Source organism: Pseudomonas sp. P7759 (genome assembly GCF_013386445.1).
Taxonomy (GTDB): Bacteria; Pseudomonadota; Gammaproteobacteria; order Pseudomonadales; family Pseudomonadaceae; genus Aquipseudomonas; species Aquipseudomonas azotoformans_A.
Genome location: NZ_JACART010000016.1, coordinates 64,759 through 82,021, shown reverse-complemented (window position 1 = coordinate 82,021; position 17,263 = coordinate 64,759). Strand labels below are relative to the sequence as shown.

The window sequence follows — 17,263 nt, the reverse complement described above, 5'->3', positions numbered from 1 at the left end:
CAGAAGAGCGAACCGGCACGCGGTGTATCAGGCGCCGGGTAGCGCCAACTGCGGGTTCACAAAATCAAACGCCGCCAACTGAAACCCTTGCTCATCCACCTGCAACGCCCAGCCCTGCTTGTCCCAATCCCCCAGCACAATGCGCTTGGCCGCCTGGTCACCAATCTGCAACTTATGAATGGCGGGGCGGTGGGTGTGGCCGTGGACCAGGGTGCGCACGCCGAACTGCTGCATCACCCGTGGCACTTCCTCGGGGGTGACATCAACAATGTCGTTAGCCTTCATGCGCGTTTGCGCCCGGCTTTCGCTGCGCAGCTTGCGCGCCAACTTGTGGCGGGTGCTCAAAGGAAGGTGGCGCAGGATAAACAGCACAATCGGATTGCGCAGGATGCGCCGCAGCTTCATATAGCCGACGTCGCGGGTACAGAGGCTGTCGCCGTGCATCAACAGCACGGGCTCGCCATGGAGCTGCACGACACTCGGGTCCTTGAGCAAGGTGGCACCTGCGGCTTTGCAGAACGCCTTGCCGATCAGGAAATCGCGGTTGCCGTGCATGATGAAAATCGGGGTGCCGCTGTCGCTCAGCTCGCGCAGAGCCTCGCAGATGGAGCGCTGGAAGGGCGTCATCCCATCGTCGCCAATCCAGGCTTCAAAGAAGTCCCCCAGAATGTACAACGCCTGGGCGCCACGGGCGCGGGTGTGGAGCAGATCCAGAAACGCCCGGGTGATATCCGGGCGCTCCTCTTCCAGATGCAAATCTGAAATCAGCAATATCACCCAACGATCTCGGCTTTCTCGACGATAACGTCTTCTACCGGAACGTCCTGGTGACCGGCTTTACCGGTGGTCTGCACGCCTTTGATCTTGTCAACGACGTCCTGGCCTTCGGTGACTTTACCGAATACCGCGTAACCCCAACCCTGCACGTTCTTGCCGCTGTGGTTCAGGAAGGCGTTGTCGGCGACGTTGATGAAGAACTGCGCGGAGGCCGAATGCGGCTCCATGGTACGGGCCATGGCGACGGTGTACTTGTCGTTGGAAAGGCCGTTGTCCGCTTCGTTCTGGATGCTTGGACGCTTGTCTTTCTTTTCTTTCATGCCAGGCTCGAAACCGCCGCCCTGGACCATGAAGTTGCCGATGACACGGTGGAAAACAGTGTTTTCGTAGTGGCCGGCGTTCACGTACTCGATGAAGTTGGCGACGGTGATCGGCGCTTTCTCGGCGTTCAGCTCGATGACGATGTCACCGTGGTTGGTGGTCAGTTTGACTTGAGTCATGTTCACTACTCTTTTCAGGGAATTCGTGGGTTTGGGTGCCTGGGCACCACGACCGGTATGGCGAAACTGCGGCCAAGGCGCGCAGTTTAGCGTGCCCTGCAGGAATTTCGAGGTGGTTTTTTACCGCCGGTGCAATAAATGCAGCAGTTTTTGGCCGCGCTCTGTCAGGTACTTGACAGCATCGGCTATGATATCGCCTTTGTTTTGTCGGCCTAGCCCGGCCACGTACTTGTCTGTTCAAGGATCCTATGAGCAAGCCCACTGTCGACCCTACCTCGAATTCCAAGGCCGGACCTGCCGTCCCGGTCAATTTCCTGCGCCCGATCATCCAGGCGGACCTGGATTCGGGCAAGCACACGCAGATCGTCACCCGCTTCCCGCCAGAGCCCAACGGCTACCTGCACATCGGTCACGCCAAGTCGATCTGTGTGAACTTCGGCCTGGCCCAGGAATTCGGTGGCGTCACGCACCTGCGTTTCGACGACACCAACCCGGCCAAGGAAGACCAGGAATACATCGACGCCATCGAAAGCGACATCAAGTGGCTGGGCTTCGAATGGTCCGGTGAAGTGCGCTATGCCTCCAAATACTTCGACCAGCTGTTCGACTGGGCCGTCGAACTGATCAAGGCCGGCAAGGCCTATGTCGACGACCTGAGCCCGGAACAGGCCAAGGAATACCGTGGTACCCTGACCGAACCGGGCAAGAACAGCCCGTTCCGCGACCGTTCGGTGGAAGAGAACCTGGACTGGTTCGCCCGCATGCGCGCCGGTGAGTTCCCGGACGGCGCCCGCGTGCTGCGGGCCAAGATCGACATGGCCTCGCCGAACATGAACCTGCGCGACCCGATCATGTACCGCATCCGCCATGCCCATCACCACCAGACCGGTGACAAGTGGTGCATCTACCCGAACTACGACTTCACCCACGGTCAGTCGGACGCCATCGAAGGCATCACCCACTCCATCTGCACCCTGGAGTTCGAGAGCCATCGTCCGCTGTACGAATGGTTCCTGGACAGCCTGCCGGTGCCAGCGCACCCGCGCCAGTATGAGTTCAGCCGCCTGAACCTGAACTACACCATCACCAGCAAGCGCAAGCTCAAGCAACTGGTGGACGAGAAGCACGTCCACGGTTGGGATGACCCACGCATGTCCACCCTGTCGGGCTTCCGCCGCCGTGGCTACACACCGGCGTCGATCCGCAACTTCTGCGACATGGTCGGCACCAACCGTTCCGACGGCGTGGTCGATTTCGGCATGCTCGAATTCAGCATCCGCCAGGACCTCGACGCCAACGCCCCGCGCGCCATGTGCGTGCTGCGTCCGTTGAAAGTCGTGATCACCAACTACCCGGAAGACAAGGTCGACAACCTTGAGTTGCCGCGTCATCCGCAGAAAGAAGAACTCGGCGTGCGCAAGCTGCCGTTCGCCCGTGAAATCTACATCGACCGCGATGACTTCATGGAAGAGCCGCCAAAAGGCTACAAGCGCCTGGAGCCAAATGGCGAAGTGCGCCTGCGCGGCAGCTACGTGATCCGTGCCGACGAAGCGATCAAGGACGCCGATGGCAACATCGTCGAACTGCGTTGCTCCTACGATCCGGACACCCTGGGTAAGAACCCTGAAGGCCGCAAGGTCAAGGGCGTGATCCACTGGGTGCCGGCGGCTGCCAGCATCGAGTGCGAAGTGCGCCTGTACGATCGTCTGTTCCGCTCGCCGAACCCGGAAAAGGCCGAAGACAGCGCCAGCTTCCTCGACAACATCAACCCTGACTCCCTGCAAGTACTCACTGGTTGTCGTGCCGAACCCTCGTTGGGCGAAGCACAGCCGGAAGACCGTTTCCAGTTCGAGCGCGAAGGTTACTTCTGCGCGGATATCAAGGACTCGAAACCAGGTCGCCCGGTATTCAACCGTACCGTGACCTTGCGTGATTCGTGGGGCCAGTGATTCTCTAAGGAAGCCGTTGTGCTAACGATCTACAACACACTCAGCAAGACCAAAGAAGTCTTCAAGCCGCTGGATGGCAACAAGGTGCGCATGTACGTGTGCGGCATGACCGTGTACGACTACTGCCACATCGGCCACGGCCGCAGCATGGTTGCCTTCGACCTGGTGACCCGCTGGTTGCGTTTCAGTGGCTATGACTTGACCTACGTGCGCAACATCACCGACATCGACGACAAGATCATCAACCGCGCCAACGAAAACGGCGAGTCGTTCGACGCGCTGACCGAGCGCATGATCGCCGCGATGCACGAGGACGAGGCCCGCCTCAACATCCTCAAGCCGGACATGGAACCGCGCGCCACGGACCACATCCCGGGCATGCACGCGATGATCCAGACCCTGATCGACAAGGGTTACGCCTACGCCCCAGGCAATGGCGACGTGTACTACCGCGTCGCCAAGTTTATGGGCTACGGCAAACTGTCGCGCAAGAAAATCGAAGACCTGCGTATCGGTGCCCGCATCGAAGTCGACGAAGCCAAGCAGGATCCGCTCGACTTCGTACTGTGGAAAGCCACCAAGCCGGGCGAGCCGAGCTGGGAGTCGCCATGGGGCGCCGGTCGTCCGGGCTGGCACATTGAGTGCTCGGTGATGTCCACCTGCTGCCTGGGCGAGACCTTCGACATTCATGGCGGCGGCAGCGACCTCGAGTTCCCGCACCACGAAAACGAAATCGCCCAGAGCGAAGCCGCCACCGGCAAGACCTACGCCAACGCCTGGATGCACTGCGGCATGATCCGCATCAATGGCGAGAAGATGTCCAAGTCCTTGAACAACTTCTTCACCATTCGCGACGTGCTGGAAAAGTACCATCCAGAGGTTGTGCGTTACCTGCTGGTGTCGAGCCACTACCGCAGCGCCATCAACTACTCGGAAGACAACCTCAAGGACGCCAAGGGCGCCCTGGAGCGTTTCTACCATGCGTTGAAAGGCCTGCCAGCCGTGGCGCCAGCCGGCGGCGAAGCCTTCGTGGCCCGCTTCACCGAAGTCATGAACGACGACTTCGGCACCCCGGAAGCCTGCGCCGTGCTGTTCGAGATGGTGCGCGAGATCAACCGTTTGCGTGAGAGCGATCTCGACGCGGCGGCGGGTCTGGCGGCGCGCTTGAAAGAACTAGCTAGCGTGCTGGGGGTTCTGCAAATGAAGCCTGAAGATTTCCTGCAAGCCGGCGCTGAAGGGCGTGTGGATGCGGCTGAGGTTGATGCGTTGATTCAGGCGCGTCTGGCTGCTCGTGCTAATAAAGACTGGGCGGAATCCGACCGTATCCGCGACCAACTGACCGCCATGGGCGTGGTGTTGGAAGACGGGAAGGGTGGGACGACGTGGCGGTTGGCTGATCAGGTTTGATCGGTAAACGCTGAATGAAAACGCCCCGACTGGTTCGGGGCGTTTTTTTGTTTTGGAATTAGCATGCGTAAAATTATCTGGATTTATAGATTCTCCATCAAAACCACCATCTGATTTCCCATCTAACTGGCAGAGCCCCCGCGTGAACGGGTATACAGAAAAAAGCAATCCATCCAATGAAAGGATAATTTGATATGAGGTCTGGGTTGTATCCGAGTAAGGGGAATTTGTTTTCTTCGATCATGCTTATGTAGGTGGTTGCAAAAAAACCATTAAATATTAAACAGAGTAGAAACTTGGCAAGAAAATACTCAGCTCCAGAAAAACGTATTTTCAGTGTGTATGCGCAAAGAACTCCCCATGTGGCGAATATCGGGAAAGTCCAGGCGAACCAAAGTGTCAATGCTTTTCCTCGTCGAGTATCTGCTTTAACGTTTGAAAGTCTGTATAGGCTTCGATTCCCATCGTAGTTGGGGTCATTGTTTTGTATGCTCGGATGTAATCGGTTGGGATGTATCTAAATAGGCGCCAAGCATCAGGTTTAAGTACATGTCTAGCTGCACTGTAGACGGACAGTCCAATATCAACTGAACCATAGGCAATATTGGCCCCTCCCTCGTCATAACCCATAGCTGATGCTGCCGACTGATATGCGCCACGTACCGGCCCCACCGTATCCGATTGCCCTGTCATCAGGTTACGCGAACCCTCATATACGTTATTTGCACCATGCGCCAGCAGCGGCACGCCCGCGATAAGGCAGAGCGTGCCAACGGAGGCGTAACAAATTCCAGCCCCTGTGGCCATTTGCAGCGCGCCTGCGACAACTCCAATGCCTTTGCGGCCAATTTCCATTGACTGGTTCAGCAGGCTTTGTTGTTCGGCTTTTATCTCTATCAGGCCCTGATTGACCGTCTTTTTCCCCTGCTCCACATCTCTGACGATGCTACGAGCATAATACGCAACCTCACGATTGAAGATTGACCGTGTAATACCATCCTGAAGATGGCGCGCGCTGATCGTGCACGCTTGGCTGGTCAATCTTCCTGCAGCGTGGCTGACTTCCCATAAGTCATGAAACGTTGGGGTCGGGCTTTTGTTTTTCGATTTTATCGCCCGGCTTCCCATGAGCCGTAACCACTGGTGCCCGCGAGATGATGGGTCCAGATGATCTCCCGATAACGAATGGCCAGATGTTCCTGCGCTTCTACATCGGTTAACAGAACAGCGTGAGGCACTTCGACCGTCAGGCTGGCAATGATGCAGCCCCTGATATCGACGGTGTAGTATTTCTCGCGCTGACGAAACTGCGAGGTACGATAAAAGTTAATCACGCAGTTCAGTTCTTCTCGGTTTGATAATGCCACGGCCAACAAGGGCGATGATTTATCAATATTCTTTGTAATCACCACCGGCCCATGGGTAGATGCCCTGACATTGCCTGTATTAAGCATGTTGTGGTTAAAGGACATCACCATGATTTCGTCTCGGTGTCCCTCCTGGCACTTATTGCCGATAGAGTCCTGGGTCGAGCAGCCAGCCGAAATCAGGCCTTGGGATTGTCCTTTGATGGACATGTAGCCGTGGTATGCCATGGGGTAAACACTCTGGATTGTTTACCCTGAACATACGCAAGAAAGTAAATAGGAAATATCAGACGCTTCGCTTTTTATAGTGCGAGCTGGATGTAGGAATATTCGATATTTTAGTCTGGAGATCTAGGGCGAACATATCTAACCCTTAAAGAAGGCCACTGCCTCCCCAACCCTGTAGCGGCTTTGGACAAACCCATTGTCCGACGCATACGTGCCGAGATGGTGAAGTTCACGCTCGCTGCCTTCCTGGCTGAATAACGGGATCCCTTTGCCCAGCACCACCGGAATACGCGTGATGATCAACTCGTCGATCAGACCCGCATCAAGAAACGCCTGGATCGTCTGGCCACCGTCGATATACAGATGCTGCATGCCGCGCTCGGCTAACGTCGCCACCAATGTGGTCACGTCTCCCGCCATGACCTGAACCTTGCCTTCCAGATGCGCCGGGATTTCCAGTTGCTGGTGAGACAGGACAATGACCGGCGTACCCTCATAGGGCCATTCCGGAAAGGACAGGACCTTCTCCAGGGTTTTTCGGCCCATCACCAGCGCATCCACGGTGGCGATGAAGCTTTCATAGGTCACGCCGTTCAACTGGGCGGCTTCATACTCTGGTCGGTGTAACCATTCGATATCACCGTCCGGACGGGCAATGAAGCCATCGATGCTGGCTGCGATAAAGACTGAGCATTTGATATCCATGGCGAAAACTCCTTTTTGTGCGCTTGGACGCTAATGATAATTTAATCCTGACCTGCAACAACCGAGCTTCTAAGAAATTGCCCTGATGCCCCTGTCTGTCGTGCGAGGATGTATGCGAAGTTGGTTGATCCGTTACCGTTACGCAATCATGTTCTGGGTGTGCTTCGGCGTTTTCCGTACCTCCCTGGCCGATTGGAATCCGATTCCCTCCGGCTCCATGCGCCCGACCTTGCTGGAGGGCGATGTGGTGCTGGTCAACCGTGTGGCCTATGACCTCAAGGTGCCGCTCACCGATATTTCCCTGGCCAAAATCGATAGTCCCCAGCGCGGCGATGTGGTGACATTCTCGTCACCCAAGGACGGCATACGTCTGATCAAGCGCATCGTCGGCATTCCCGGTGACACCCTGGAAATGAAAGATGAGGTGCTGTGGGTCAATGGCGTACCGGCCATTTACAGTGATGCGCAGGACATCAGCGAGCCCATCGTGCCCGGCCACACGGTGCCGGGGATCAAGCTGAAGGAGCTGGCGGCCAGCCGTCAGCGCACGGTGCAGTTCATGCCGACGGTGCGGGCGTTGCGCAGTTTTGGCCCGGTCACTGTGCCGGCTGACAGTTACTTCATGCTGGGGGATAACCGCGATAACAGCGACGACTCCCGGTATATCGGTTTTGTGCCGCGCCGGTTGTTGATCGGGCGCGCGCATCACATTTTGGCATCAGCGCAGATCCTGGATCACTGGATGCCACGCCTGAACAGATTTGGCGCGCCGATTCTCTGACTACGGGTTCGCGGCCAGCGCTCGGATTGCAAACACTGCGATATTGCCCAACTGCTCCACGGTGGCACCGCCCTTGCCGGCGATTTTCATGCCGCTGAGGGTGGCCATCAGAAAATCGCAGGCGCCCGATAAATCGGTGCCGGGGGCCAACTGTCCCTGCTCCCGTGCGCGGCCTAAGGCGCGCTCCAGCGCATCGCGCAAGCGTTCGGCGCTGTGGGTGGTGAGTCGGTTGATTTCTTCGTCTTCCTGGCCGAATTCGCAGATGGCATTGACGCCCATGCAGCCCGCGGTGCCTTCGCGCAAGGCGCGGGTGGCGAAGGATTGCAAGGTGTCGTGAATGGCCTGCAGCGGCGTCTGGCCCTGGTTGAGGCGCCCGATCAGATCGTCAACGCCATTGCGCTGATACTCGGCCATGGCCTGCAAGTACAACTGACGTTTGTCGCCAAACGTGTTGTACATGCTTTGGCGACTGAGCCCCATGGCCTGCATCAGTTCCTCGGTAGACGCTGCAGCGAAGCCCTTGTCGCAGAACACACGTATGGCCTGTTGCAGCACCTGGTCGCGGTCGAATGCTCTGGGTCTTGCCATGGGGTACCTCTGCAAATGAAGGATCAGGCCAGGTAACCACCGTCGATGGTCAGGCTGGCACCGGTGACAAAGGCGGCTTCCTCGGACGCGAGGTAGGCAACCATGCCGGCGATGTCGTCGGCGGTGCCCAGCCGACCCAGCGGGACCAGGCTTTTGACCAGGTCGGAATGCGGTCCGTCGGCGGGGTTCATGTCGGTGCTGGTCGGGCCGGGCTGGACGTTATTGACGGTGATGCCACGTGGGGCAAAATCAATGGCCAGGCCGCGAATCATACCGGCGATCGCGGCCTTCGTCATGCTATAGACACTGGCACCCGGAAAGCCTGAACGTTGCGCCACGACACTGCCAACGGTGATGATGCGATCACCGCTGTGCATGATCGCAGAACTGGCTTTGGCCGCCGCAAATGCCGCACGGACGTTCACCGCAAACATGCGGTCGAAGTCTTCCAGGCTGAACTCATCGACGGTACCGCGCAGCAGGATACCAGCGTTGTTGACCAGGATATTCAAGGCGCCAAAACGCTCCATGGTATGCGCTACCGCGCGCTCGATTGCTGCCACATCAGCGCTGTCAGCCTGGATGGCCAGGGCTTTGCCGCCTTGGCTTTCGATCTGGCTGACAAGCGTATCGGCCTTTGCGCTGGAAGAAGTATAAGTGAAGGCCACCGCAGCGCCTTCGGCGGCGAGACGGCGAACGATGGCTTCGCCGATACCGCGGGAACCGCCGGTGACCAAGGCGACTTTGCTGTGGAATCGAGAGAGTTGAGCAGTCATGGTGATGCCTGTATTAGTGGATTAATTAATCCACTAAACCCTATCAGGCCTCTTAGAGTGCGCCAAGCTATTTTTGGATTAATTAATCTTTAACTGGTTTGTCCCTTGCTCATGGCCTGCGCCCTCCTGAAGCCCGATACTTACTTTTGAGTGAGCCCATTACCTTTTCGTGCGTTCTTGTGGCCTGTCCATCACGTTCCTATCCTGGGGTCTTCGTTTACCCAGGAGGAGTTTTCATGAGCTTTGATCTCGGACTGACAGGCCTTCGCGCGCTGGTCACGGGCGGCACCAAGGGCATCGGTGCGGCGGTGGTTGCCGTGTTGCAGGAACAGGGCGCCCAGGTGATTTCGGTCGCGCGTTCGGCAGCGGGTACGCCACCCGAGGGCGTGCATTTCATTGCCGCCGACCTGGGCACTGCGGCCGGTTGTGCCAGCGCCACCGAGGCGGTGACGGCGCAGTTTGGCGGTGTGGATATCATCGTCAATGTCCTCGGCGGTTCCAGTGCGCCAGGTGGGGGTTTTGCGGTGCTCGATGATGAGCAGTGGATGAATGCGCTGGGCCAGAACCTGATGGCGGCGGTGCGGGTGGATCGGGCGCTGTTACCGGGGATGGTCGAGCGCGGGGCCGGGGTGATCATTCATGTTACGTCGATCCAGCGGGAGCTGCCGTTGCCGGAATCGACCACGGCCTATGCCGCTGCCAAGGCGGCGTTGGCGACGTACAGCAAGAGCCTGTCGAAAGAAGTGACGCCCAAGGGCGTGCGGGTGGTGCGGGTTTCGCCGGGCTGGGTGGAGACGGACGCGGCGGTCGCGTTGGCAGAGCGTCTGGCAGATGAGGCGGGCACGGATTACGAAGGCGGCAAGCAGATCATTATGCAAGCGTTGGGCGGCATTCCGCTGGGCCGGCCGGCCAAGCCTCAGGAAGTGGCGGACTTGATCGCGTTCCTGGTCTCGCCCCGCGCCGGGTCGATCAGTGGCACCGAGTACGTGATCGACGGCGGCACCGTGCCCACGGTCTAGATCACAGGCTTGGCGGCCTGCCATTTAAGCAGGCCATCCAGCACCGGGCACAGGCTCTGGCCCCATTCGGTCATGCGGTATTCCACTTTCGGCGGCACCACCGGGTAGACGGTGCGCTGCACCAGGCCATCGGCTTCAAGCTGACGCAGTTGTTGGGCGAGCATCTTCTGCGAGATCTCCGGGATCAGCCGCTCAAGGTCGGAATAACGCTGCACCTGGCCGCCGAACAGATGAAACAGGATGATCAATTTCCAACGCCCGCCGAGCCAGGCGAGGGTGGTTTCGACGTCGGCTGCGGCGGTGGCAGGGGTGTAGGTTTTGCTCATCGCATACGTCCTTAGGACATGTCTGAAAGTTTCCATTTGCTTTGACGCCCGCCCCATCCTGGCTTTAGATGGTCGCCACGACCCAACTGGCGGAGATTCAAATGGAATGTATTTTCTGCAGCATTGTTCGAAAAACTTCCCCGGCGCACATCCTGTGGGAAGACGAGCAGCATATGGCATTTTTGTCGATTTTCCCCAACACGCCGGGTTTCAGCGTGGTGATTCCCAAACAGCATTACGGCAGCTATGCGTTTGCGCAGTCGGATGAAGTGTTGGCCGGGCTCGCGTTAGCGGCGAAGAAGACCGCGTTGCAGATCGACCGGGCGTTTCCCGATGTGGCGCGCACGGGGCTGATCATGGAGGGGTATGGCGTGGATCATCTGCATGCGAAGTTGTTTCCCATGCATGGCACCGGTTCGGACAGCGGGTTCAAACCGTTGAGTTCGAAGGTGGACAAGTTCTTCGAGGCGTATGAAGGCTATATCTCGTCCCATGATCATGGGCGGGCGGATGATGCTGAGTTGTCCGAACTGGCGGCGCACATTCGATCTTTTGCCTAGCACAAAACCAAATGTAGGAGCGGGCTTGCTCGCGAAAGCGGAGTGTCAGTCACTGTATGTGTTCCTGATACACCGCTTTCGCGAGCAAGCCCGCTCCCACATTTTTGACCGCGTACTTTTCAGGGATCAGCGCCGGCTGCTGACCTCGGCAGGCACATCGTCACCGGCCATGCGCTTACGGAACAATGCCGTACGCGCCAGCAGCAACGTGGTCACCGGCACCGTGATCGACAACAAGATCGGAATCAACCAGCCGTGCAACACCGGGCCGGACTTGAGCACCGAAAAGTAGATGATCGACGCCAACGCCACACACCACGCCCCCAACGTCGAAGCCAATGCCGGCGGGTGCATGCGCTGGAAGAAGTCCTTCATCCTTAGCAAGCCGATCGCGCCAATCAATGCAAACACACTGCTCAACACCAGCAGCACGGCCACGACGACTTCCATCCATAACGGCATCATTCAATCACCTCCCCACGCAGCAGGAATTTCGCCAGGGCAAACGAGCCGACGAAGCCGAACAGCGCAATCAGCAGCGCCGCTTCAAAGTAGGTGTCACTGGCGTAGCGAATGCCCAGCACCAGCATCATCAGCATCGCCAGGATGTACAGGTAGTCCAGCGCCAATACCCGGTCCTGGGCCGAGGGGCCTTTGAACAGGCGCACCAAGGTCAGCACCATGGCCAGCGAGAACAGGAACAGGCTGAGCAGGATCGCATTGGAGAGCAGGGCGCTCATTCGAAGATCTCCATCAGGGGCCGTTCGTAGGTGGACTTGAAGTGCTCGATGAAGGGCGCTTCATCCTCCAGATCAAACACGTGCAAGAGCAGGATGCTGCGGTCCAGCGCCAGTTCCGACCAGATGGTGCCGGGCACCACGGTGGTGATCATCGACAACGCCGCCAGGCCGTTGGCGTCGCGCAGGTCCAGGGGGATCTTGATGAAGCGCGAACGCGGTGGACGGGAGCTGCAGATCAGCACGCCCCAGGCCACTTGCAGGTTGGAGATGATCACATCGCGGCCCACCAGGAAGAACAGGCGAATGATCACCCCAGGGCGGCGAATGCGGATCGGCAACGGCCGCAGCGGCGCCATCATCAGCGGCGCCAGAAAACCCAGCAGCGCGCCCAGCAGCAGGTTGCCGGGGCTCACGGACAGGTTGAGCACCAGCCACAACAGCCACAACGCCAGCGACAACCACGGAGCAGGGAACAGACGCTTCATGGCTGCACCTCCAGCGCGGCGGCCTTGGCTTCAGGGCTCGGCACCGGGCGCGTGGCCATCACCGCCATCACGTAGTGTTCCGGGTTGTTCAGGCTGACGGCCGTGTCCTGGGTGTAGCGCATCAGCGGCTCAGCCTTGAAGGTCAGCAGGATGCTCAGGCCCAGCAGGAAGAAGATCGGCAGGCACTCGTAGCGACGCAGCAGCGGCGAAGGACGCTCTTCCGGGGTCCAGAAACGCTGGATGCCGAGGCGGGCGAAGGCGATCAACGAGGCCAGGCCCGAGAGGATCAACAACGCCACCAAGCCCCAGGCCGCCGGGCGGATCGGCGCGTCAACACTGACGCCCAGGCCCAGCGGATTGACCAGTGCACTCAACAGGCTGAGCTTGCCGATAAACCCGGAAAGCGGCGGCATGCCGATGATCAGCAGGGCGCAGGCGATAAAGCTCAGCCCCAGGAAGGCCATGGTCCAGGGAATCACCTGGCCGACCACGGCTTGCTGTTCATCATCGAGGTTGACGCCGGGACGTGGGTGCAGCGATTCCATGGCTTTGGGCAGCGCATCGATCTCTTCATCCAGCGGCAGGTCGTTGGCCGAGCGCGAACGCTCGATCAGTTCGGCCAGCAGGAACAGCGCGCTTAATGCCAAGGTAGAACTGACCAGATAGAACAGCGCGCCCGCGGTCAGGCTTGGCTGGGCGAAACCGACTGCCGACAGCAGGATCCCCGCCGACACCAGAATGCTCAAGCTGGCCATGCGCTCCAATCGCTGCGCCGCCACCATCGCCAACCCGGCGCAGATGATGGTCGCCATGCCGCCATACACCAGCCAGTCCCCGCCAAACAGCGCCGACGCGCCGGCCTGGCCGGAGAACAGTAGAGTCCACAGGCGCAGCACGGTGTACACGCCGACCTTGGTCATGATCGCGAACATCGCCGCCACCGGCGCACTCGCCGAAGAATACGCGGGCGCGAGCCAGAAGTTCAGCGGCCACATGCCTGCCTTGGCCAGGAACGCCGTCGCCAGGATCGCCGCACCGGCGTGCAACAGGCCACGATCTGCCTCCGGCACCAGCGGAATTTTCAGCGCCAGGTCAGCGAAGTTCAGCGTGCCAGTCACCCCGTAGATCATCGCCGCGCCAATCAAAAACAGCGACGACGCGAGCAGGTTGATCGCAATGTAATGCAGCCCCGCCGACACCCGCGCCCGGCCCGAGCCGTGCAGCATCAAGCCATAGGACGCCGCCAGCAGCACCTCGAAGAACACGAAGAGGTTGAACAGGTCAGCGGTGAGGAACGCGCCGTACAAGCCCATCATCTGCACCTGGAACAGCGCGTGGAAACTGGTGCCGGCTCTGTCCCAGCGGGCCATGGCGAACAACAGCGCACTCACGCCGATGATGCCGGTGAGTACCAGCATCAGCGCCGATAACTGATCGACCACCAACACGATGCCAAACGGCACTTGCCAGTTGCCCGGCAGGTACACGCCAATCGAGCCGGGGCCGCCTTTTTGCGTCCAGTACAGCAGCAAGGCTGCGATGCCCAGGCCGATCATGCTGGAGAACAGGTTGATGCGCGCCTTGAGCGGACGGTGCTTCTCGCCGAGCATCAGCATCAATGCGGCGGTCAGCAACGGCAGCAGGATCGGCGCGACGATCATTTGATTCATCCACGTCATTCCTTGGGCTCCCGGCCGTCCACATGGTCCGTGCCGGTCAAGCCACGGGAGGCGAGCAGCACCACCAGGAACAAGGCGGTCATGGCGAAGCTGATCACAATGGCCGTCAGCACCAGTGCCTGGGGCAGGGGATCGGTGTAGTTGAGCAGGTCTTGCGGCACACCGTCCTTGATGATCGGCTCCTTGCCGATAAACAGGCTGCCCATGCTGAAAATGAACAGGTTGACCCCATACGACAACAGGCACAGGCCCATCACTACCTGGAAGGTCCGTGGCCGCAGGATCAGCCAGACGCCGGAGGCCGCCAGGACCCCAATGGCAATTGCGATGACTTCTTCCATCAGGCGGCTCCTTCCGTTGCGGCAACCACTTTGGCCTGGTTGCTCGGTTTATGGGCCCGCACGGACTGGTGACCGAGGGCGGTGAGCATCAGCAGCGTCGAGCCGACGACCATGGCGTACACGCCGACGTCGAAGAACAAGGCGCTGGCGATATGGATGTCGCCGAGCAGCGGCAGGCTGAAGTGCCAGGTGTGGGTGGTGAGGAATGGATACCCGGCAAACAGCGCTCCGAGGCCGGTCAGCGTCGCCGAGAACAGCCCGAAGCCCATCCAGCGCATCGGCCGCAGGCTCATCTGCGCCTCGACCCACTGCGTACCGGCGACCATGTATTGCAGGATAAACGCCACCGACATCACCAGGCCGGCGACAAACCCGCCGCCCGGTTGGTTGTGGCCGCGCATGAACAGGTAGAACGACACCACCAGAGCAATCGGCAGCAGCAGGCGCACCAGCACCGCCGGCACCATCATGAAGCCCAGAGCGGTGTCGCTGGCCTGGCGTGGGTTGACCAGGTCGGTGGCCACGTCCGGCGCCAACTGGCGCTGTTGCGCGGGCAGTTGCATGCTTTCCTTGGAGGGACGGAAGCGGCGCAACAGGGCGTACACGGTCAGCGCCACGGCGCCGAGTACGGTGATTTCACCCAGGGTATCGAAGCCGCGGAAGTCCACCAGCATCACGTTCACCACATTGCTGCCGCCGCCTTCGGGCAGGGCACGGCTTAAGTAGAACGAGGAAATGTCGTTGGGCGTCTGGCGCGTCAGCATCGCGTAGGACAGCAGCGCCATGCCGCCACCCACCACGGTCGACAGCAAGAAGTCGCGCAGGCGGCGAATGCGTGCCTTGCGCAGCGAACTCGGTAGTGGCGACACTTCTTCGATCCGTCGTGGCAGCCAGCGCAGGCCGAGCAGGATCAGCACCGTGGTGACTACCTCGACGACCAACTGGGTCAGCGCCAGGTCCGGCGCCGAGAACCACACGAAGGTCACGCAGGTCATCAGGCCGCACACGCTGACCATGGTCAGGGCCGCCAGCCGGTGGTACTTGGCTTGCCAGGCGGCACCGAGGGCACAGGCAATCGCCAGCAGCCACAGGGTCACGAATACGATGGAACCGGGGATCTTCGGCCGGTCGCCCCAGCTGAGGCTGCTGTGCAGCATCGGGATCAAACCGGCGATGACCGCCGCCAGTACCAGCAGGAACAGCTGGGTTTGCAGGCGTTTGGTGCTGACGAGCTTCTCGATCTTGCGCGTGCCACGCATCAACACCACCAGGCAGCGCTCGAAGCCGCGCTTGCCATTGAAGTAGCTGATCACGGGCGGGTACTTGAAGCGGCCACGCTTGAGTTGCTTGCGCAGCAATAAATACAGAACGACGCCAGCGGACATGGCCACCAGGCTCATGATCATCGGCGCGTTCCAGCCGTGCCAAATGGCCAGGCTGTATTCCGGCAGCACGCCGCCGACGACAGGCAAGGCAGCAGCGGCGAGGATCGAACCGACCACCTGGGCCGGGAAAATTCCCACCAGCAGGCAGGTGAACACCAGCAGCTCGACCGGCGCACGCATCCAGCGCGGCGGTTCGTGGGGCGTGTGCGGCAGGTTGGTGGCAGTCGGGCCAAAGAACACATCAATGGTGAAGCGCAGCGCGTAGACCACGCTGAATGTACCGGCGACCGTCGCGATCACCGGCAGGGCAAATTCCACCCAGGCGGTGGAGGAGATGAACACGGTTTCGGCGAAGAACATTTCCTTGGACAGGAAACCGTTGAGCAACGGCACCCCGGCCATGGACGCACTGGCAACCATCGCCAGGGTCGCGGTAAAGGGAATCAAGCGGACCAAACCGCTGAGTTTGCGGATGTCGCGGGTGCCGCTTTCATGGTCGATGATGCCTGCGGCCATGAACAACGAGGCCTTGAACGTGGCGTGGTTGAGGATATGGAACACCGCTGCAACGGCGGCCAGTGGGCTGTTGAGACCCAGCAATAAAGTGATCAAGCCAAGGTGGCTGATGGTGGAATAGGCCAGCAGGCCCTTGAGGTCGTTTTGAAAGATCGCGCAGTAAGCGCCGAGAAGCAGGGTAATCGCGCCGGCACCGCCGACGATATAAAACCATTCTTCGCTGCCAGACAGCGACGGCCACAGGCGGGCCAACAGGAACACGCCGGCCTTCACCATCGTTGCCGAATGCAGGTACGCCGACACCGGCGTGGGCGCCGCCATTGCGTGAGGCAGCCAGAAGTGGAAGGGGAACTGCGCGCTTTTGCTCAAGGCACCGATCAGCACCAGAGCCAGCATGACCGGGTACAGCGAGTGCGCGCGAATCTGATCGCCTGCTGCCAGCACCTGGTCCAAGTCGTAGCTGCCGACGATATGCCCCAGCAACATCACGCCCGCCAGCAGGCATAAGCCGCCCGCGCCGGTGACCATCAACGCCATGTACGCGCCGCGTCGCGCGTCGGCGCGGTGGTGCCAATAGCCGATCAGCAGGAACGAGAACAGGCTGGTCAGTTCCCAGAAGAACACGATCTGGACCAGGTTGCCGGAGATCACCAGCCCGAGCATCGCGCCCATGAAGGCCAGGAAAAACGCAAAGAAGCGCGGCACCGGGTCGTCCGGTGACATGTAATAGCGCGCATACAATGACACCAGCGTGCCGATGCCCAGCACCAGCATCGAGAACAGCCAGGCAAACCCATCCATGCGCAGCACGAAGTTCAGCCCGAGGCTGGGCAACCACATGAATTCTTCGCGGATCACGCCACCGTGGGCGATCTGGGGGTAGAGCAGGGCGACTTGAATGGTGCCAACCAGGGCCACAAGGCCGGCCAACAGGGATTCGGTGTTACGTGCATTGTGCGGCAGCAAGGCCGCCAGACAGCTGCCAGCGAACGGCAGAAGCAGTAGAACTATCAGGGACATAGGCTTCTAATCTGCGGGAGTTTGGGATGCATCATACGTGCCGCTTTCTCGATCACCAAACGGCAAGATGTGGCAGGATCCTACAAGGTAGGCCGAAAACTCCCATTTGGCATT

At 59.7% G+C, this 17,263-nt stretch carries 19 protein-coding genes; 5 read left to right on the top strand and 14 right to left on the bottom strand.

What is annotated here, in order from left to right; translation table 11 throughout:
• Window positions 1-27: 27 nt before the first annotated feature.
• Both lpxH and HX823_RS15085 read right to left on the bottom strand, forming a co-directional pair.
• Window positions 28-777 (bottom strand): UDP-2,3-diacylglucosamine diphosphatase, encoded by a 750-nt coding sequence (gene lpxH / locus HX823_RS15090; RefSeq protein WP_016977437.1) that lies wholly within the window; start codon window positions 775-777, stop codon window positions 28-30.
• Window positions 774-1,277, bottom strand: a complete 504-nt coding sequence (locus HX823_RS15085) for a peptidylprolyl isomerase (RefSeq protein WP_016977438.1) — start codon at window positions 1,275-1,277, stop codon at window positions 774-776. Before HX823_RS15085 ends, lpxH begins: the two co-directional genes overlap by 4 nt.
• A 248-nt stretch (window positions 1,278-1,525) precedes the next feature.
• Between HX823_RS15085 and HX823_RS15080 the strand changes: the two genes are divergently transcribed.
• Both HX823_RS15080 and cysS read left to right on the top strand, forming a co-directional pair.
• Window positions 1,526-3,226: a glutamine--tRNA ligase/YqeY domain fusion protein gene (locus HX823_RS15080; protein ID WP_177075323.1), complete on the top strand. Its 1,701-nt coding sequence runs from the start codon at window positions 1,526-1,528 to the stop codon at window positions 3,224-3,226.
• 18 nt (window positions 3,227-3,244) lie between these two features.
• Window positions 3,245-4,633 carry a cysteine--tRNA ligase gene (gene cysS, locus HX823_RS15075; protein ID WP_177075322.1) on the top strand — a complete coding sequence of 463 codons (1,389 nt, stop codon included), beginning with the start codon at window positions 3,245-3,247 and terminating at the stop codon, window positions 4,631-4,633.
• 399 nt (window positions 4,634-5,032) lie between these two features.
• Here the strand turns inward: cysS and HX823_RS15070 are convergent, their stop codons facing one another.
• The 3 genes from HX823_RS15070 to HX823_RS15060 all read right to left on the bottom strand — a co-directional run bounded on the left by HX823_RS15070 (window position 5,033) and on the right by HX823_RS15060 (window position 6,933).
• Window positions 5,033-5,746 (bottom strand): DUF4225 domain-containing protein, encoded by a 714-nt coding sequence (locus HX823_RS15070; RefSeq protein ID WP_177075421.1) that lies wholly within the window; start codon window positions 5,744-5,746, stop codon window positions 5,033-5,035.
• Window positions 5,743-6,228, bottom strand: coding sequence for an Hcp family type VI secretion system effector (locus HX823_RS15065; protein ID WP_177075321.1), 486 nt, complete (start codon window positions 6,226-6,228; stop codon window positions 5,743-5,745). The genes HX823_RS15070 and HX823_RS15065 overlap by 4 nt, the downstream gene beginning before the upstream one ends.
• A gap of 138 nt (window positions 6,229-6,366) precedes the next feature.
• Entirely contained in the window at window positions 6,367-6,933 is a 567-nt protein-coding gene (locus HX823_RS15060; RefSeq protein WP_177075320.1) for a dihydrofolate reductase family protein, read from the bottom strand.
• A gap of 112 nt (window positions 6,934-7,045) precedes the next feature.
• On the opposite strand from HX823_RS15060, the gene lepB reads away from it, so the two are divergent.
• Complete coding sequence (gene lepB / locus HX823_RS15055; protein ID WP_177075319.1) at window positions 7,046-7,714, top strand: signal peptidase I; 669 nt, start codon at window positions 7,046-7,048, stop codon at window positions 7,712-7,714.
• Here the strand turns inward: lepB and HX823_RS15050 are convergent, their stop codons facing one another.
• Window positions 7,715-8,302: a TetR/AcrR family transcriptional regulator gene (locus HX823_RS15050; protein ID WP_177075318.1), complete on the bottom strand. Its 588-nt coding sequence runs from the start codon at window positions 8,300-8,302 to the stop codon at window positions 7,715-7,717.
• A 23-nt stretch (window positions 8,303-8,325) separates the two neighbouring features.
• Window positions 8,326-9,078: a 3-oxoacyl-ACP reductase family protein gene (locus tag HX823_RS15045; protein ID WP_177075317.1), complete on the bottom strand. Its 753-nt coding sequence runs from the start codon at window positions 9,076-9,078 to the stop codon at window positions 8,326-8,328.
• Window positions 9,079-9,314: 236 nt separating this feature from the next.
• On the opposite strand from HX823_RS15045, the gene HX823_RS15040 reads away from it, so the two are divergent.
• Window positions 9,315-10,097 carry an SDR family oxidoreductase gene (locus HX823_RS15040; RefSeq protein WP_177075316.1) on the top strand — a complete coding sequence of 261 codons (783 nt, stop codon included), beginning with the start codon at window positions 9,315-9,317 and terminating at the stop codon, window positions 10,095-10,097.
• On the opposite strand, the gene HX823_RS15035 is transcribed toward HX823_RS15040, so the two are convergent.
• Window positions 10,094-10,423 carry a helix-turn-helix domain-containing protein gene (locus tag HX823_RS15035; RefSeq protein ID WP_038849474.1) on the bottom strand — a complete coding sequence of 110 codons (330 nt, stop codon included), beginning with the start codon at window positions 10,421-10,423 and terminating at the stop codon, window positions 10,094-10,096. The two genes, HX823_RS15040 and HX823_RS15035, sit on opposite strands and share 4 nt — an antisense overlap.
• A 101-nt stretch (window positions 10,424-10,524) precedes the next feature.
• On the opposite strand from HX823_RS15035, the gene HX823_RS15030 reads away from it, so the two are divergent.
• Entirely contained in the window at window positions 10,525-10,983 is a 459-nt protein-coding gene (locus HX823_RS15030; protein ID WP_177075315.1) for an HIT family protein, read from the top strand.
• 126 nt (window positions 10,984-11,109) lie between these two features.
• On the opposite strand, the gene HX823_RS15025 is transcribed toward HX823_RS15030, so the two are convergent.
• Genes HX823_RS15025 through HX823_RS15000 form a run of 6 tightly spaced genes read right to left on the bottom strand, consistent with a single transcriptional unit; the run spans window position 11,110 to window position 17,149 of the window.
• Window positions 11,110-11,448 (bottom strand): Na+/H+ antiporter subunit G, encoded by a 339-nt coding sequence (locus tag HX823_RS15025; protein WP_016977444.1) that lies wholly within the window; start codon window positions 11,446-11,448, stop codon window positions 11,110-11,112.
• Window positions 11,445-11,723: a K+/H+ antiporter subunit F gene (locus HX823_RS15020; protein WP_038846025.1), complete on the bottom strand. Its 279-nt coding sequence runs from the start codon at window positions 11,721-11,723 to the stop codon at window positions 11,445-11,447. Before HX823_RS15020 ends, HX823_RS15025 begins: the two co-directional genes overlap by 4 nt.
• Window positions 11,720-12,208 carry a Na+/H+ antiporter subunit E gene (locus HX823_RS15015; RefSeq protein ID WP_177075314.1) on the bottom strand — a complete coding sequence of 163 codons (489 nt, stop codon included), beginning with the start codon at window positions 12,206-12,208 and terminating at the stop codon, window positions 11,720-11,722. Before HX823_RS15015 ends, HX823_RS15020 begins: the two co-directional genes overlap by 4 nt.
• Window positions 12,205-13,887, bottom strand: a complete 1,683-nt coding sequence (locus HX823_RS15010; RefSeq protein ID WP_177075313.1) for a monovalent cation/H+ antiporter subunit D — start codon at window positions 13,885-13,887, stop codon at window positions 12,205-12,207. Before HX823_RS15010 ends, HX823_RS15015 begins: the two co-directional genes overlap by 4 nt.
• Window positions 13,884-14,228 (bottom strand): Na+/H+ antiporter subunit C, encoded by a 345-nt coding sequence (locus HX823_RS15005; RefSeq protein ID WP_003192163.1) that lies wholly within the window; start codon window positions 14,226-14,228, stop codon window positions 13,884-13,886. The genes HX823_RS15010 and HX823_RS15005 overlap by 4 nt, the downstream gene beginning before the upstream one ends.
• Entirely contained in the window at window positions 14,228-17,149 is a 2,922-nt protein-coding gene (locus HX823_RS15000) for a monovalent cation/H+ antiporter subunit A (protein ID WP_177075312.1), read from the bottom strand. Before HX823_RS15000 ends, HX823_RS15005 begins: the two co-directional genes overlap by 1 nt.
• Window positions 17,150-17,263: the final 114 nt, after the last annotated feature.

What these genes read in the sequence shown, in the direction of transcription:
- HX823_RS15030 (WP_177075315.1), top strand. Translation starts at nt 10,525, where the DNA reads ATGGAATGTATTTTCTGCAGCATTGTTCGAAAAACTTCCCCGGCGCAC.
- HX823_RS15035 (WP_038849474.1), bottom strand. Translation starts at nt 10,423, where the DNA reads ATGAGCAAAACCTACACCCCTGCCACCGCCGCAGCCGACGTCGAAACC.
- HX823_RS15085 (WP_016977438.1), bottom strand. Translation starts at nt 1,277, where the DNA reads ATGACTCAAGTCAAACTGACCACCAACCACGGTGACATCGTCATCGAG.
- HX823_RS15040 (WP_177075316.1), top strand. Translation starts at nt 9,315, where the DNA reads ATGAGCTTTGATCTCGGACTGACAGGCCTTCGCGCGCTGGTCACGGGC.
- HX823_RS15020 (WP_038846025.1), bottom strand. Translation starts at nt 11,723, where the DNA reads ATGAGCGCCCTGCTCTCCAATGCGATCCTGCTCAGCCTGTTCCTGTTC.
- HX823_RS15025 (WP_016977444.1), bottom strand. Translation starts at nt 11,448, where the DNA reads ATGATGCCGTTATGGATGGAAGTCGTCGTGGCCGTGCTGCTGGTGTTG.
- HX823_RS15000 (WP_177075312.1), bottom strand. Translation starts at nt 17,149, where the DNA reads ATGTCCCTGATAGTTCTACTGCTTCTGCCGTTCGCTGGCAGCTGTCTG.
- HX823_RS15005 (WP_003192163.1), bottom strand. Translation starts at nt 14,228, where the DNA reads ATGGAAGAAGTCATCGCAATTGCCATTGGGGTCCTGGCGGCCTCCGGC.
- HX823_RS15010 (WP_177075313.1), bottom strand. Translation starts at nt 13,887, where the DNA reads ATGACGTGGATGAATCAAATGATCGTCGCGCCGATCCTGCTGCCGTTG.
- lepB (WP_177075319.1), top strand. Translation starts at nt 7,046, where the DNA reads ATGCGAAGTTGGTTGATCCGTTACCGTTACGCAATCATGTTCTGGGTG.
- HX823_RS15045 (WP_177075317.1), bottom strand. Translation starts at nt 9,078, where the DNA reads ATGACTGCTCAACTCTCTCGATTCCACAGCAAAGTCGCCTTGGTCACC.
- HX823_RS15065 (WP_177075321.1), bottom strand. Translation starts at nt 6,228, where the DNA reads ATGGCATACCACGGCTACATGTCCATCAAAGGACAATCCCAAGGCCTG.
- HX823_RS15060 (WP_177075320.1), bottom strand. Translation starts at nt 6,933, where the DNA reads ATGGATATCAAATGCTCAGTCTTTATCGCAGCCAGCATCGATGGCTTC.
- HX823_RS15080 (WP_177075323.1), top strand. Translation starts at nt 1,526, where the DNA reads ATGAGCAAGCCCACTGTCGACCCTACCTCGAATTCCAAGGCCGGACCT.
- HX823_RS15050 (WP_177075318.1), bottom strand. Translation starts at nt 8,302, where the DNA reads ATGGCAAGACCCAGAGCATTCGACCGCGACCAGGTGCTGCAACAGGCC.
- HX823_RS15015 (WP_177075314.1), bottom strand. Translation starts at nt 12,208, where the DNA reads ATGAAGCGTCTGTTCCCTGCTCCGTGGTTGTCGCTGGCGTTGTGGCTG.